Source organism: Sphingobacterium endophyticum, assembly GCF_009733535.1.
GTDB classification, from domain to species: domain Bacteria; phylum Bacteroidota; class Bacteroidia; order Sphingobacteriales; family Sphingobacteriaceae; genus Sphingobacterium; species Sphingobacterium endophyticum.
The window spans coordinates 1-15,794 of the sequence record NZ_SMMI01000008.1; the positions used below are offsets into that span (position 1 = coordinate 1).

Below are 15,794 nucleotides of genomic sequence, written 5' to 3' on the forward strand. Positions count from 1 at the left end.
GAATAGCCATGGAGCTCCGGGATATGATAACTGCTATTCTAATCATATTTGCAGGAGGCGACCCAGGTAAAGTTTTTAAAACATAAAAAATGGTCGGAATTTCTTCCGACCATGACTAGCTTAACACCCTCTTTTAATATTTTTTATGGATCAATCCTTAGTCCATATTATGATAAACTGCTTGCACATCATCATCCTCTTCAATTTTATCAATTAATTTAAGAACATCAGCAGCTTGTTCTTCATTAAGAGTAGAATGAGATAGGGCAATACGCTCTAATTTCGCAGAAGAAACCTCAATACCTTTCTCTTCTAAAAGTTTTTGCATGTTTCCAAAGTCTTCAAAAGACGTTTGAACCACAACGATATCATTACCCTCTTCATCAGACTCCACATATAATTCCTCTAAACCACCATCAATCAATTCCAACTCTAATTCTTCAACATCCAATTCTTCACTCGCAGGAAAACGGAATATAGATTTTCTTTGGAAGATAAAGTCAAGAGATCCGGTTTTCCCTAAAGAACCACCAGATTTAGTAAAGTAACTTCTGATATTAGCGACCGTTCTATTGGTATTATCGGTTGCAGTTTCAATTAACACAGGAACACCGTGCGGGCCATACCCTTCATATACAAATTCTTCGTATCCTTTAGAATCCTTTTCAGAGGCTCTTTTTATAGCAGCTTCAACACGGTCTTTCGGCATGTTTACAGCTTTGGCGTTTTGAATAGCCGTACGTAATCGGGAGTTACCCTCCGGGTGAGGACCGCCTTCTTTTACTGCGATTGCAATCTCTTTTCCAAGACGCGTAAATTGAACGGCCATCTTGGCCCAGCGTTTAAATTTTCTTTCTTTTCTAAATTCGAAAGCTCTACCCATTTTATTTTAGTTTTGTTTTAAGATTCTCCAGCATGTCTTTTGCCATCCCTGCCAGATCAAATGTTGGCTGCCAGCCCCAGTCTGCTCTTGCCTCATCATCGTTGATGCTTTTTGGCCATGAATCAGCAATTGCTTGACGCGGATCATTGTCTGAATAGGAGATTTCAAAATTAGGGAGAATTTTTTTAATTTCTTCAGCAATTTGTGTAGGAGTAAAACTAACTCCTGCCAAATTGTAGCTTGAACGAATTGTCAAAGCCTCTGATGGAGCGTCCATTAGCTCAATGGTTCCTCTTACTGCATCATCCATATACAACATCGGTAACTCAGTCATTTTGGATAGGAAGGAGGTATATTTCCCTTGCCTAATCGCTTCAAAGAAAATGTGAACTGCATAATCAGTGGTACCACCTCCCGGTTCTGTTCGCCAAGAAATAATTCCAGGATAACGAACACTACGGATATCTAAGCCATATTTGTTGTGATAGTATTCACACAAACGCTCTCCAGCCAACTTGCTGATCCCGTAAATACTATTTGGATCCATAACACAATATTGCGGAGTATCGATTTTCGGAGAGTGAGGCCCAAATACTGCAATGGAACTGGGCCAGAAGATTTTCTTGATTCCCAATTCAACCGCTAAATCCAAAACATTCAAAAGACCGTTCATATTTAAGTCCCATGCCTTTTGTGGATATTGTTCACCTGTTGCTGACAGCATCGCTGCCAATAAATAAATCTGTGTAGGTTTATATTTTAAGATTAAAGCTTTGATAGCTTCCTTATCTAGGACGTTCAATGTTTCAAAGATCTCTCCTTCAGCGATTTCCTTTGGAGCTCTAATATCTGAGGTTATCACATTTTCGTTCCCGAACTTAATACGCAATGCTGCGGCTAATTCAGAACCAATTTGACCATTGGCTCCGATCATCAAAATGACTTCTTTCATTATGGCAATGATAGTTTTATAAATTTAGTTATTTCAATAACTTCTAAAATAATATGGCGAAATTACCAATTAAATGCCTGAATATGATGCTTCCCAACATTTTGCGCAAACGTATGATTTAATTTTTTACAATCAAAAAGCTAAAGCAATATTATCCTCTCCAAAAGCATTTTTTCAATGACATATTGTCAACGAAACACTTCTTTAACTGAACGAATCACATCAAATTATCCAACTTGTTGAATTTTATTCTATCATTGTGATAATCAATTATTAAAAGCTAAAATATTCCAAAAATGTTGAGTTTTATTTAGTATGTTTGTTACCTTAAGAAAATCTATAATAATTAAAATTTAAAGCAAATAAAATTTATGAAAGTTGCAGTAGTAGGCGCGACAGGTCTTGTCGGGTCAGAAATGTTAGCAGTTTTAGCGGAGCGTAATTTCCCAGTTACAGAATTGATTCCTGTTGCTTCTGAAAGAAGTAAAGGTAAAGAAATCGAATTCAAGGGAAATAAGTATAAGGTTGTTACTCCTTCTGAAGCTATTGCACTTAAACCGGATGTTGCTCTATTTTCAGCAGGCGGAAGCACTTCTACTGAATATGCCCCATTATTTGCTGAGGCTGGAATCACTGTAATCGATAATTCATCCGCTTGGCGAATGGACCCTACTAAAAAATTAGTAGTTCCAGAGGTAAACGGCGATGTATTGACTGCAGATGATAAAATTATTGCAAACCCAAACTGTTCTACCATCCAAATGGTAGTAGTGTTAAAACCTCTTCACGAGAAATATAAAATCAAACGTGTTGTTGTTTCTACTTACCAATCTGTAACCGGTACAGGTGTTAAAGCAGTAGATCAATTAATGAATGAGCGTCAAGGAGTCGAAGGAGAAAAAGCTTATCCTTATCAAATTGACCTAAATGTCATCCCTCATATTGATGTGTTCCAAGAAAATGGATATACCAAAGAGGAAATGAAGATGATTCTTGAAACGAATAAGATTATGGGTGATGACTCTATCAAAGTTACCGCAACAACGGTGCGTATTCCTGTTATTGGCGGACACTCTGAATCTGTGAATATTGAGTTCGAAAACGAATTTGAACTTGCAGATGTTCGTGCAGCTTTAGAAGCTCAAGATGGCGTTATTGTAGTTGACAATCCAGCAAACTTAGAATACCCGATGCCTAAAGATGCTCATGGTAAAGATGAAGTCTTTGTAGGTCGTATCCGCAGGGACGAAACCCAGCCTAAAACACTTAACCTTTGGGTGGTTGCAGACAACCTTCGTAAGGGTGCTGCTACAAATGCTGTTCAAGTAGCCGAACTTTTAAACGCAAAAGGATTAATCTAAGAATTAATCTTTTCTGAATACAATAGCCTGTTCAATTAATTGAGCAGGCTATTTTTTTATGAGTTTGCTAAATAAGTTTTACAACCATAAAAAAAGGGATCTCCTAATGGAAATCCCTTTTCTATCGTTATATAAAATTATTATCTAACTGGAGTGAACACGTATGTGTCATCGAAGAATGAAGTTCCGTTATTTCCAGTAGTGATATAACCTTTACCTTTAATAGCGAATGAAACAGCTTTCTCACGTGGTGAAGGCAATGCTTGACTACCATCAGTCCATGAATCATCAGATGGATTGTATTTCCAAACTGTAGAAACAACACCTGACTGAGAACGACCACTTACAACATAACCATTGTTACCGATTGCAAATGCTCCTGCTCTAAAACGTCTAGCATCTTTGTTGTCTTCGTTAAGAGCTTTTTTCTTAGTCCAGTTTGTACCGTCAAATGCATAGAAATCTTCTGTAGGAATTCCGTTTGAGTATCCACCACCTACATAAGCAACATTATTGATCACGAATGCATATGCATCGCCTTTTTTGTTGCTAAATGAAGTTTTAATCTCTGTCCATTTATCAGCTGCTGGATCATATTTATAAAAATCTGAGAATGTCTCATCAGTAGCATCAATTCTGCCTAATCCAACATATGCAGCATTACCTAAAGTAAATGCAACAGCCGAATGACGAGCTTCACCTGGAAAATCAGCGATTTTCTTCCATGTGTTAGCCGCTGGATCAAATTGATAAAAATCTTTTAACGCACCTGTTGTTTCTCCATCAGTACCATAACCTAATCCTACATATCCTTTACCTGCTACGGAAAAACCTACAGCACTATGTCTTTTAGGACCTGAAAAATCAGCTTTCTTAGTCCATGCAGTTCCATCAAATGAATAAGAATCACTTAATATCTCTGTAGTTTTCATCTGACCACCTACTAAATAAGCTACATCATTTATAGTAAAACTAGCAGCACCATTTCTTGGTTTACCAGTAAAAACGATAGATTTCTCCCATTCAGTCGGACCAGAATCAGTTTCTGTTTCTTCCTCTTTCTTACACGAGTTAAAAGTAGTAATTGCGAAGGCTCCTATCAAAAGTAGTACAAGCCAATTTCTCTTATTCATAAACTATTTAAATTTTGTATATACGATATTTAATTTAACTTTCGGTTTATTGTTTTCTGTCGCTAAGACAGTGGTATAAGGTGTAAACCCTAATCCGGCATCACGCTGCAAAGTTAAGAATAATGATTTATCCTCTGAATTCGCTTCTGTAGCTGATTTAATATATTGTATGAGGTCAAAAAGGTATCTACCCTTTTTACCCGTATTATTCCCCACTACATAACTCCCTACTTGCGCTCCCCCTAAAAATGGTGCGGTAACATAAGATACAGGAACGCCTGCCTCTGCAATCATTAATACAGGATATGGAAATGCTGGGAACATACCTGTATGTGGTGTTTCCAATTCAATCTCCAATTCCGCCTTATTAATGGCAACTCCTGGCTGCGATAAGAATTCCTTCAATGCCGGGAATTTTATCTCAGTAACTACACCCGATCCTGCTTGTACATAAGTCACCCCATTTGTACTTGTGCTTGGAATTGACTTGCTCGTACTTAATCCCGCAAAAGCAGTTCCAGCAACATTTTTCTCAAATTGACTGTATAATAAGTTTCTATCCCCCAAATTCAACACTTTCGCCCCTACCTTTTTAAATCCATCAGATCCAATATAAGAATAATTTACCCGTACTTGAACCGTATCTGAAAAGGCCATCATAGCTGTATTGGTCTCTGCGGAAACCAAACTCAAACCTTTAAAATATTCTTGAAAGTTAGATGGAGAATTAAATGCAATATCTGATGCCTTAATTTTACTAAAGAATTCTTTTCCTAATGCATCATTCAACCTCATTTTCACCGAATCTTTCCTATTCACTTTAGGAAGGAACTTTACAGATCCTATAGCCTCCGTTGCATAATTGAACTTCATATCACCGAACATTGCAGGCCCAGTTACATAAACTGGAACTGGTAATCCTGTTAATGAATTATCAATTGTCTTAACTTCTAAAGATTGGCTTAAACGATGTGCTGAGATTGTTTGGTATTTGGTTGTATCTCCGTAGACAATTTTTCTTGCACTTGGGATCAACACTAAATTTAATGAATCGAAAATTGCATTTGTAGGAATGTCATTCGTAATTCCTGTTGGATTTAAACGGAAATATGAAGTTGACTTTAAACTACCTGTTACTGGATGGTTAATTTTACCAACCAAGACCATAAATGGTACACCACTTCCATTCTGCATGATACCTGTCCCTGAAGTAGGAATATTAGCCATTTGAACTGTGGAGACCGTAGCCGTCAGTGTATCATCTGAAGTCACGTTCAGGTTGTCTAGATTATCGTTGTCCAACGAAACAGACATGTCCTTATCGCAACTAACCGTAAATAATGCAGCACTTAAACCAAGGGTAGCAAAAAGAATAACTCGTAAATATTTAATCATAAAATCAATTAGTCTAGCAAAAGTATGGATTGCAATTAGATATCATTTGTTATTATATGTTAAAACTCTGTATTTTTAACATACAAACCACTGATTTTCTATTCATGCAATCGAAAATCTTTTGTAAGCAGCATAAACCTTTTGAGCAATTAACGTAAAAATATCTTAAAATGCGACAATTTAACCCTACACTTTGTTAATCAGTGTTATAATTTGTTAAAACCCATCCAATATTTATGCGGAGCAAATCTACTAATTTAAATTTGTTTTAATTATGTTAAAAAAGTATAAAATATTGTTAGCTTCCATTGTCTTAACAATCGCCGGAATAATCGTCGTATTGGGGTTTTGGCTATTTGGAAGTTATTTCGGACATAAACAGTTCTACCTAGGAATGACCGAACATGAACTTTTTGATGCAGTTCAAAACTTTTATAATGAAAATGAAGAACAGATTCAGAAAGAAAATCAAAACCAAAGGACCTTAAGGATTGAAAGACTATCTGCTGCTTTTAAGGAAAAATACCCTGAAATCAATGTCGATACCGTCAAAAACATTATTGAAAACCAAAATTTTGGCCGTAGAAGCTCCAATGCGAATGACAAAACAGGAAATCCAGACTCCACTGACAATAGTAAAAAGTCCATGTCAAGGCAGTATATATCATCTTATGTAGTCCGAACAATCAATTGGAATGATACAACATTAGATTCTTTAAAAGTTCGTTTGACGACCTCCCTTAAAGATAAAGGCATGTATTCACCATTTGATTTACGCCTTTCTGTCCTTCCTGATGAAGAACATAGAAATAAACAATTCTATCATCAAAGATATCAAGACAGCAAATCAAAGCCAATCCTTGTAGATCAGGGTGAAAATCTGTATTTGGAAGTAGACTATATCAACCCTACTGCTTACCTAATCTCTAAAATTGCCTGGCAGCTTATTTTCTCAATCGTCTTAACTATTGCCTTAATAGGAACCTTCTTAGCTCTTTTAACTACAATTAAGAAACAAAATCAATTAGCAAAAATGCGTAAGGCATTCGTCAACAACATGACGCATGAACTGAAAACACCGGTATCAACAGTCATGGCAGCTATTGAATCCATACAACGATTCGGAGCGAAAGACGATAAGGAAAGAATGAATAAATACCTATCCATCTCTCGTCAGGAATTAGAACATCTTTCTGATATGATTGAAAGAGTGTTACAAGTTGATGTCGCTGAAACAAATGGAGTTCAGCTTGATAAATCTTGGTTTGACTTGAATAGCCTAACAGAAGAATGTATTGAAAACGCAAAAATATTTGCAAAAAAAGAGGTTGAAATTCAAAAAAACAGCTCTGGGAGGTCCTTTAATTTATTTGCTGACCAAGCTCATATAAAAAATGTAATCAGCAATTTATTAGATAATGCGATTAAATATGCCGATGGTCCTGTTAAAATTTCAATCAATTTGAAAGAAAATCAAAACAATTTAGTATTATCAATAACCGATAACGGAATCGGAATCCCTAAGGCATACCAAAAAGGTGTATTTGATTTATTTTTCAGGGTGCCTTCTGGAAACATCCATAACGTAAAGGGATTCGGATTAGGCCTAGCCTATGTGAAGCAAATTGTTCTCCAACACCAGGGAAGCATTAATTTAACGAGTGAAGAATCGGTTGGCAGTACTTTTGTAATAGAATTACCAAAAGAGGTGAAATGACGAACATTCTCTATGTTGAAGACGAAGAAAGCTTAGCGATGATAGTTTCAGACAGCCTGGAAGCTCATGGCTTTATGGTTCGTCATGTACTTAATGGCCAACAAGCTTTGGTTTTTCACAATAAATATAAACCGGATATTATTGTGATGGATGTTATGATGCCCATTATGGATGGTTTTACCACTGCAAAGGAAATCCGAAAGACAGATCTCCTGACGCCCATTATCTTTTTGACAGCTATGACACAAACTGAAGATGTGGTGAAAGGATTTAAACTTGGCGCAAATGATTATATCCGAAAACCATTCAAAATCGAAGAGCTTATTGTAAGGATTGAAGCAGCATTGAAAAAGATCGGACAAAGTATGTCTCCAAGCAAACTTATCCTCGGCAATTACACGCTGGATAGTGCGAAGAGCATATTGTCATTTGGAGACAGCTCTGAAAAACTATCTTACCGGGAATCAGAATTACTCAAGCGACTCATTGAAAACAAAGACAAGGTTGTTCCTCGAGACGAAATAATCCGAACCTATTGGAGCAACGACACCTATTTTACAGGTAGAAGTCTGGATGTTTTTATCAGTAGAATCAGAAAATACTTAGCACAGGACGAAAGAATTAAAATCACAAATATTCGTGGTGTGGGCTATATGTTATCCGTAGATTAAACACGAAAGAAAAATGAAAGCATTAATTATTGTAGATGTACAATATGATTTTCTCCCGGGAGGCTCATTAGAAGTTCCTCGAGGCGATGAAATAATCCCAATTATTAATAATATTCAAAAAGATTACGATTTAGTGGTAGCAACCCAAGACTGGCATCCCGCTAACCACTTGAGCTTCGCTAGCCAGCATGAAGGCAAATTACCCTTCGAACAAATTGATTTGGATGGACTTGACCAAATTTTATGGCCGGACCATTGTATCCAAGAAAGTTACGGCTCAGAAATATCTGAAGAATTAAACACTTCCCGAATTGAGGCTATTTTCAGAAAAGGAATGGATCCGAATATCGATAGTTATAGTGGTTTCTATGATAATGGAAAAAGAAAAGATACAGGACTATCTGGATATCTTAAAGCCAGGAAAATAGATGAAGTCCATGTATGTGGTTTGGCAGCAGATTTCTGCGTTTATTTTACAGCAATGGATTCAATAGCTGAAGGATTTAAAACCAGTATTATTTCCAAAGCAACAAAAGCAATAGATAAAGGTGAATTCATGGAAAAGAAAAACACCTTTATCCAGGCTGGTGGAACATTAATCTAATCATTATTTCCCCCAGCGCCATTCTCCGGAAATCATCAAAGGTTCTTTAAGTCCTTTCGAATCTAAAAACTTAACAATTTCCGCATCTGAAAAACGCTGTGCTGGAATATCTTTGACGCTCGACAATCCGTACAGATATGCTGCACCTACTCGGACTGTCTGTTCCAATCCTCGTTTATCAACTAATTTGAAAACATCATTGTCAGAATGATAATATAATCCTGCATCATTAGGCAATTGCCCTCCTGTTCCTGATCCGCTCGGAATTCCCTGTAGCATAAAAGGCTGATGGTCACTATGAAGCCCAGCACCCGAGCTATTCTTATTTTTAAAGTCCGAATCAATGCTTGAATACAGCAAACCAATCGAATCCAACAAAGGAATCATCTCGTCACGACTGGTTGAAAATCCTATTGGAGCATTGACCATATCAAAATTCAACATATATTTTACCTGACCTAAAGTCCCGCTCTTGATAGCCTCTTGAACATAAGCTTTAGATCCTAGCAACCCCTGTTCTTCACCCATAAATAAAACAAAATCAATAGATCTTTTAGGTTTCAATCCCAATTTCTTGAATGATCTCGCCATATCAATAATGGCATAGGAACCTAATCCATTATCAATCGCTCCGGTCGCTAAATCCCAACTATCCAAATGGCCTCCAATCACAATTTTCTCCTCAGGATATTCTGAACCTACAATCGATACAATTACATTTCTTGCAGTAGCCTCATCCGATTTATTGTGCATCTTAATGTCCGCAACAACCTTTTCTTTGGCTAGTTTTTCCTTCCACTTCATCCCATCTTCAAAACCAATACATATAGCAGGAATTTCGATTAACTTCCCTGTAATGGAGGCCGTTCCAGTTAATAATACATTTCCTTTGACACTATTGATGAATACAATTCCTTTTGCACCGTATTTACTTGCAAGAGCAGTTTTTTCTGAACGATGTAGATTTTTTAGGTTTTCACCAGAATTAGGTAGGATATGCAGGAAAACCAAAGCTATTTTGCCTTTAATTTTACTGCCAATTTTTTCATAGTCTGTTTCCAGTCCATTTCCCAAATCGACTAAATCAGCCTGCAGATCCACTTTAACCGGCGAATGAGCCAATGAAACCGATGGTACTGTAGTTTTATTTAAAGTTAAGCTTAGTGATTCCCTTGCCCAGCTTTGTGCCGAAAATGGCTGATATTTAACATCATATCCATATGATTTCAGAAGATTATAAACATGCTCCTCAGCTTTCTTACCCTGCTCTGAACCCGTGAGACGGTGACCAAGATGTTCTGTGCTGTATTTTAACCGTTCATAAGCTTCCGAATTCGTATTGATATCCTCGTAAATCCTTTGGAAGGTACTTTTTAAATCATCTTGTGCTTGGGCAAAATGACAACTTAATAATAGGCAGATTAGGTAAATTCTTTTCATAATAAATGAATTTACGAAATCCTTCTTAATTCCTTATGCTTTAACGAATTTCCACTGTACGTAATTAATATTTTTGTCCTCTGCCAAATACTTCTTTTCGTAATAGGTTTTGATGGATAGGACTTCATCAACTAAATCAGAATGGTAAAGATCTGTCGTTTCCTTCAACTTAGGTAAGTCTTGAATCTCTATCTGCTCCAATGTATAGGCATAGAAGCCATCATTATCTGTTTTCAGGTGCATTATCCCTTCTGGAACCAGGATTGTTTTATACCTTTCCAAGAATACTGGATTGGTTAGACGTTTTTTCTCTCTACTATCCTGAGGTTGAGGGTCTGGAAATGTAATCCAAATCTCAGCAATCTCTCCTGGATTAAAATGCTCTAAAATCGTTTCAATTTGAATTCTCAGAAACCCAACATTATCAATCCCATCCTCTAAGGCTGTTTTTGCCCCTCTCCAAATCCGGTTACCCTTATAGTCAATACCAATGAAATTCTTCTCAGGAAATAACTTGGCCAGATTCACGGTATATTCTCCTTTTCCACAGGCCAATTCTAAGATTAATGGATTATCGTTTTTAAAAAATTCCTTAGCCCATTTCCCTTTATATTCTTTCCCTGCATCCAATTGTACAACATTCTTAAAGGTAGAAACCTCTGCGAATTTTCTTAGTTTATCCTTACCCATAGCTGATAATTAAGTCGCAAAATTAACCTTATATTTGTATAAATAATATATTCAGGTGGAAAAACAAGCGAAAATTTACGTAGCAGGACATCGTGGAATGGTTGGATCGGCCATTTATCGTAGATTAAAAGAAGAAGGCTATACGAATATTGTGGTTAGAACGTCCAAAGAACTTGACCTTCGTGACCAACAAGCCGTTAAAGAATTCTTTGAAACTGAAAAACCTGAATATGTATTTCTTGCCGCAGCAAAAGTTGGTGGCATCATGGCAAACAATATCTATCGCGCCGATTTCCTCTATGAAAACCTGGCAATCCAAAATAATGTTTTCCATTTTTCTCATGAGAATCAGGTTAAAAAATTAATGTTCTTGGGCTCTAGCTGTATTTATCCAAAAATGGCTCCTCAACCCTTGAAAGAAGATTATTTACTTACTGGAACCTTAGAGCCAACCAATGAACCCTACGCGATTGCAAAAATTGCAGGAATAAAAATGGCTGAATCATATCGTCTGCAATACAATGACAATTATATTTCTGTCATGCCAACAAATCTTTATGGTATAAATGATAATTATCACCCGGAAAATTCTCATGTTCTGCCGGCTCTAATCCGTAAATTCCATGAAGCAAAAGTAAATAACAATCCTACGGTTAATGTTTGGGGATCAGGTAAGCCCTTACGTGAATTTATGTTTGCCGATGACCTTGCAGATGCATGTGTCTTCCTGATGGAAAACTATAATGACCTGCAATTTGTCAATATTGGGGTAGGTGAGGATGTAAGTATCCGCGATCTGGCCGAATTAATTCAAGAAGTTGTAGGTTATGAAGGTCAATTGGAATTTGACAGCAGTAAACCAGATGGAACTCCAAGAAAATTGATGGACGTAAGTAAACTCAACGCTCTAGGTTGGAAGGCTAAAACCAAACTAAAGGATGGAATTAAATTAGCGTACGAAGATTTCCTTAAGAATAATATAGATTAATGATTAGGATTTAGAGCCTAATATGCTTCACTATCCTTAGGGATACCATAGGCATTGTCTTGAACACTTTCCTCTGCCGTAATCATTGGAGGATGATTGGGAGGAATCGGTGTAGCTTCAACGACAGCTTCTACCTCCGCTTTTTTCTTTTTCTTCTTTTTGGGTTTTATGATCGAGGCAAGTTTGTCTATCACTGCAGTTACCTTACTTTGATTTACATTGCTTGCAACAGTTTCTGAGCCCAAAAGCACTAAACCTTTCTTTAACCAGCCTGCATTTTTCAGCAACGTACGATTTAGAACTAGTGGTAGTCCCAATTGTAAGGTTTTAGTCAACCAATCGGCCTTATTATTTTTATTGGTCACTTGACCGATACCCGAAACTAAACCCTTAATTGTAGAAACGCCCGGAACACGGTTAAATATCATATTAGCAATACGAGCAGGAGCCTCAACTTTATGCTTTAATAATTCGTATTGATTTAATAAAAATGCTTCTTGCTCTTTCTTCTGAACCTTTAAGCGAGCAATCTCTGAACTCAATTCATCAAAATTCGTAACCTTTGTCCTCATAGCCTTAAACTCGTTCTTTTTCTTCTTTAATTTCTTCCTCTACTTCTTCCACTGCTTCACGCACTTTTTCCTTGATTTCTTCTTCGTCTAATTCATCGTCATCATCAACATGCCATTTAGACATAATTCTTTTTATGGAAATGTTCATGAACTTCTCTTCTAATTTTGGTTCAAATGCCCTAATCAATAGAAGGAATACAAAAAAGATTCCACCTGTCGCTAAAAATCCTAAGGAATAACTCCCCAATAATTCCCCCAAATAAAATCCTAATGCCAGTGACACAAAAAACACAATCAGCAAAGTCAACAATACTTTACTCCCGTCTACAATTAATGAACCCACTATTCGTGAAGACCTGGATAAAGCCTTCAATTTTGCCAATTCAATCTGGGTTTCTAGGTATTCTTTAGACTTTTCAAATACTTCAGAAAAAGAAAATTTTTGTTCTTCCATGCACGTAATTCCATATCATAGAATCCATGGCTATCAGGTAATAGCCATGAATCTATTATTTAAAAACTCATTAATAATCTTTGGCTTGACTTATCGCTTAAGCATGTTCTTCGATTTCTTCATCGACCATATCCTCAGCTCTACCAAGTTTAGATTTTACCGCCGCAACGATTTTATCTTTAAAGTCACTTAACTGATCGAATTGCTCCTCAGCACGTTCTTTAATCGCATCGCCTAAATCAGCTAATGACTCATTTAATTTCTCTCTGGTTTCACTACCCTTTTCAGGCGCGAAAATAATACCCAAAACTGCACCTGCGGCTAACCCAGCCAACAGCGCTGTAACAATTTTACCGTTATCCTTCATCTTTTACTGCAATTTAGTTGTTAAACCAATTTCATCTAATACTTATTTAATAACAAAAAATAGACCGAATCGTTTTCCTTTTTTAAATTTTGGTCTTTCCTGTCAATATAAAACCACAACATTTTATTGTAATTCAGTAAAATATAAGGATTTTATAGCAATTACTCCATATAAATTAAATCTTGATCATTTTTTTACCTTTAAAACACATAAAAAAATGCCACCCTTTCGAGGTGACATTTCAACAGTAAATCATCTTGATGGGTTCTACTATCAGTTATGATTATTCTGTAGGAAATTTTGACTCATCCATATAAAAAAACTCCCAGGTATTTCCATCTGGATCTTCAATGGTACGCTGCTGCATAAAACCATAATCCCTAATTTCATTGGGCTCTTTTCCTCCTGCCCCTAAGCCGGATTCAATTATCTTGTTCATCTCCGCTACCGAATCAACTGAAATCGTATATATCCCTGCAATACTAGTCTTGGTATCCGCTAGAGGCTTGTTGGTAAAAGATAAAAACTTCTCATGGTTTAAAATCATGACATAAATTGAATCGCTCCAAACCATACAATTACCAGTATCGTCGGAAAACTGTGGGTTATTGCTAAACCCCAAAGCTGAATAAAATGCTTCAGCCTTTGCAAGGTCTTTAACAGCCAAATTAATAAATACTTGCTTTGCCATATCGTTATATGTTATTTGTTTATTCTAATTTCTAATCAAATCTAACGAGACTTTAAACAAATAAACTTTCCATAGGACAAGTAAATTCATTTTCAAGAATATATCTCATAGATTATTATCAATGATTATATTTCTTTTGGATATTTTTATTTAATTTATGAGAAATAAAAATAAGTTAAAATGTTAGTTAACATTTTGTAGTGCCGTTTCTGGAATAAATGCAACCAGCATTACCGTTGAAGTAAGTGTTTCGCCAGGAATCCAATATTTTATCGTTGGCCTACCTGATAATGCCATAAAAGAAAGCATCCAAAGGGTTGAAAGCGCCATTATTTCAACAGGTTACCATATGCCAAGACAAAAGATCATCATTAACCTTGCCCCCGCAGATATTAGAAAGGAAGGGTCCTCCTATGACCTGGCTATTGCTATTGGGATATTGGCTGCCTCCAATCAACTACCTATAGAAACGATACAGCAATATATTTTTTTAGGCGAATTATCTTTAGACGGAAAGGTTCATCCCATTAAAGGTGCACTTCCTATAGCGACTCAATCGAAAACAGACGGCTTTAATGGAATGATCCTTCCTGCAGTAAATGCGGAAGAAGCTGCAATTGTAAGTGGAATAAAGGTCTATGGAATTCGTACATTGGATGAAGTCATTCGTTTTATCAAAGGCAAACTCCAAATTGAAGCCACTCAAATTAATATCGCAGAAAAATTTGAACAGCTGCTTAATAGCTATGAGTTGGATTTCGCTGAGGTGAGGGGTCAGGAAAACATCAAAAGGGCATTAGAAATTGCAGCTGCAGGTGGACATAATGTCATCTTAATAGGTCCTCCCGGTGCTGGAAAGACCATGTTGGCGAAAAGATTACCCACGATACTCCCCCCATTAACAATTGATGAATCTTTAGAAACCACAAAAATACATTCCGTCTCCGGAAAATTGCCCAGTTCAACCTCCTTACTCACCATACGCCCTTTCCGATCACCCCACCATACCGTTTCCGATGTAGCTCTCGTGGGTGGTGGAGCGAACCCTCAGCCCGGGGAAATATCGCTTGCCCACAATGGCGTCTTATTCCTCGATGAGTTACCTGAATTTAAACGTTCTGTTCTTGAAGTTATGCGACAGCCCCTTGAAGCCAGATCAATAACCATATCCAGATCTCGGTTTTCCGTAGATTATCCCGCAAGCTTTATGCTCATTGCCGCCATGAACCCATGTCCATGCGGATACTACAACCACCCTATACGCCGCTGCATCTGTAAACAACATGTAGTCCAAAAATACATCAGTAAAATATCTGGCCCCTTATTGGATCGGATTGATATACATATCGAAGTTACTCCCGTCGAATTTAATGAATTGACAGAAAGCAGGCCTTCCGAAAAAAGCGAAGTAGTAAGGAAAAGGGTAATAAAAGCTCGGAAAATTCAGGAACAACGGTTTAAAAAATATCCCAACATTCACAGCAATGCTCAAATGCGGTCAAGAAATATCCAGGAAATCTGCATTATCGATGAAAATGGAAGAAATCTTTTAAAAAAAGCCATGGAAAGGCTCAACCTTTCCGCCAGAGCATATGATCGAATCCTCAAAGTTGCCCGAACTATAGCCGATTTAGAAGGTTCTGTAGAAATACTAAATCAACATCTTGCCGAAGCAATTCATTTTAGAAGTTTAGACCGAGAGAATTGGTCGGGATAAAAATCCTTTCCTCTAGATACAGGTTGTAATATTGGGGGAGGAAACTTGCGTTTCTTTTTCCATTTCCCATTGCTGTAATAGAATGGTTCCTTGAACAATGGAGTTTTTCATGATCTCTTAGCTCTTTTTCAAATTGTTCATAAAGGTTTATGTTTATCG

Annotated in this window: 16 protein-coding genes; 6 read left to right on the plus strand and 10 right to left on the minus strand. The window is 36.9% G+C overall.

Going from position 1 to position 15,794, the window contains the following annotated elements:
- Positions 1 to 157: 157 nt before the first annotated feature.
- Together E0Y80_RS11355 and E0Y80_RS11360 are read right to left on the minus strand one after the other, a co-directional pair.
- Positions 158 to 883, minus strand: coding sequence for a YebC/PmpR family DNA-binding transcriptional regulator (locus E0Y80_RS11355; RefSeq protein WP_156307793.1), 726 nt, complete (start codon positions 881 to 883; stop codon positions 158 to 160).
- 1 nt (position 884) lies between these two features.
- The gene (locus tag E0Y80_RS11360; RefSeq protein WP_156307794.1) at positions 885 to 1,835 is read right to left on the minus strand and encodes an NAD-dependent epimerase/dehydratase family protein; all 951 of its coding nucleotides are present in this window, start codon (positions 1,833 to 1,835) and stop codon (positions 885 to 887) included.
- Positions 1,836 to 2,206: 371 nt separating this feature from the next.
- Between E0Y80_RS11360 and E0Y80_RS11365 the strand changes: the two genes are divergently transcribed.
- Positions 2,207 to 3,196, plus strand: a complete 990-nt coding sequence (locus E0Y80_RS11365) for an aspartate-semialdehyde dehydrogenase (RefSeq protein WP_156307795.1) — start codon at positions 2,207 to 2,209, stop codon at positions 3,194 to 3,196.
- 140 nt (positions 3,197 to 3,336) lie between these two features.
- Here the strand turns inward: E0Y80_RS11365 and E0Y80_RS11370 are convergent, their stop codons facing one another.
- Both E0Y80_RS11370 and E0Y80_RS11375 read right to left on the minus strand, forming a co-directional pair.
- On the minus strand, positions 3,337 to 4,329 hold the full coding sequence (locus E0Y80_RS11370) for a Kelch repeat-containing protein (protein WP_156307796.1): 993 nt from the start codon (positions 4,327 to 4,329) through the stop codon (positions 3,337 to 3,339).
- A 3-nt stretch (positions 4,330 to 4,332) separates the two neighbouring features.
- The gene (locus tag E0Y80_RS11375) at positions 4,333 to 5,724 is read right to left on the minus strand and encodes a DUF4270 family protein (protein ID WP_156307797.1); all 1,392 of its coding nucleotides are present in this window, start codon (positions 5,722 to 5,724) and stop codon (positions 4,333 to 4,335) included.
- 274 nt (positions 5,725 to 5,998) lie between these two features.
- On the opposite strand from E0Y80_RS11375, the gene E0Y80_RS11380 reads away from it, so the two are divergent.
- From E0Y80_RS11380 to pncA, 3 genes are read left to right on the plus strand one after another with little or no spacing between them, the layout of a single operon-like run.
- The gene (locus E0Y80_RS11380; protein ID WP_156307798.1) at positions 5,999 to 7,441 is read left to right on the plus strand and encodes a sensor histidine kinase; all 1,443 of its coding nucleotides are present in this window, start codon (positions 5,999 to 6,001) and stop codon (positions 7,439 to 7,441) included.
- Positions 7,438 to 8,112 (plus strand): response regulator transcription factor, encoded by a 675-nt coding sequence (locus E0Y80_RS11385; RefSeq protein WP_156307799.1) that lies wholly within the window; start codon positions 7,438 to 7,440, stop codon positions 8,110 to 8,112. The genes E0Y80_RS11380 and E0Y80_RS11385 overlap by 4 nt, the downstream gene beginning before the upstream one ends.
- Positions 8,113 to 8,125: 13 nt before the next feature.
- On the plus strand, positions 8,126 to 8,716 hold the full coding sequence (gene pncA / locus E0Y80_RS11390) for a bifunctional nicotinamidase/pyrazinamidase (RefSeq protein WP_156307800.1): 591 nt from the start codon (positions 8,126 to 8,128) through the stop codon (positions 8,714 to 8,716).
- Between the two features lie 3 nt (positions 8,717 to 8,719).
- Here pncA and E0Y80_RS11395 read toward each other — a convergent pair whose 3' ends face one another.
- On the minus strand, positions 8,720 to 10,156 hold the full coding sequence (locus E0Y80_RS11395) for a M28 family peptidase (protein ID WP_156307801.1): 1,437 nt from the start codon (positions 10,154 to 10,156) through the stop codon (positions 8,720 to 8,722).
- A gap of 33 nt (positions 10,157 to 10,189) precedes the next feature.
- Positions 10,190 to 10,846 carry a tRNA (guanosine(46)-N7)-methyltransferase TrmB gene (gene trmB / locus E0Y80_RS11400; protein WP_156307802.1) on the minus strand — a complete coding sequence of 219 codons (657 nt, stop codon included), beginning with the start codon at positions 10,844 to 10,846 and terminating at the stop codon, positions 10,190 to 10,192.
- Positions 10,847 to 10,901: 55 nt separating this feature from the next.
- Between trmB and fcl the strand changes: the two genes are divergently transcribed.
- The gene (fcl, locus tag E0Y80_RS11405) at positions 10,902 to 11,834 is read left to right on the plus strand and encodes a GDP-L-fucose synthase (RefSeq protein ID WP_156307803.1); all 933 of its coding nucleotides are present in this window, start codon (positions 10,902 to 10,904) and stop codon (positions 11,832 to 11,834) included.
- A 17-nt stretch (positions 11,835 to 11,851) separates the two neighbouring features.
- Here fcl and E0Y80_RS11410 read toward each other — a convergent pair whose 3' ends face one another.
- From E0Y80_RS11410 to E0Y80_RS11425, 4 genes are all read right to left on the minus strand, one after another.
- A complete protein-coding gene (locus E0Y80_RS11410) occupies positions 11,852 to 12,406 on the minus strand; it encodes a hypothetical protein (protein ID WP_156307804.1) in 555 nt (184 codons plus the stop codon).
- Positions 12,407 to 12,410: 4 nt separating this feature from the next.
- Complete coding sequence (locus tag E0Y80_RS11415) at positions 12,411 to 12,860, minus strand: hypothetical protein (protein WP_197091569.1); 450 nt, start codon at positions 12,858 to 12,860, stop codon at positions 12,411 to 12,413.
- Between the two features lie 97 nt (positions 12,861 to 12,957).
- Positions 12,958 to 13,227: a YtxH domain-containing protein gene (locus tag E0Y80_RS11420; protein ID WP_156307805.1), complete on the minus strand. Its 270-nt coding sequence runs from the start codon at positions 13,225 to 13,227 to the stop codon at positions 12,958 to 12,960.
- Positions 13,228 to 13,510: 283 nt separating this feature from the next.
- Positions 13,511 to 13,918 (minus strand): VOC family protein, encoded by a 408-nt coding sequence (locus E0Y80_RS11425; protein WP_156307806.1) that lies wholly within the window; start codon positions 13,916 to 13,918, stop codon positions 13,511 to 13,513.
- Positions 13,919 to 14,132: 214 nt separating this feature from the next.
- On the opposite strand from E0Y80_RS11425, the gene E0Y80_RS11430 reads away from it, so the two are divergent.
- A complete protein-coding gene (locus E0Y80_RS11430) occupies positions 14,133 to 15,635 on the plus strand; it encodes a YifB family Mg chelatase-like AAA ATPase (RefSeq protein WP_156307807.1) in 1,503 nt (500 codons plus the stop codon).
- Positions 15,636 to 15,794: the final 159 nt, after the last annotated feature.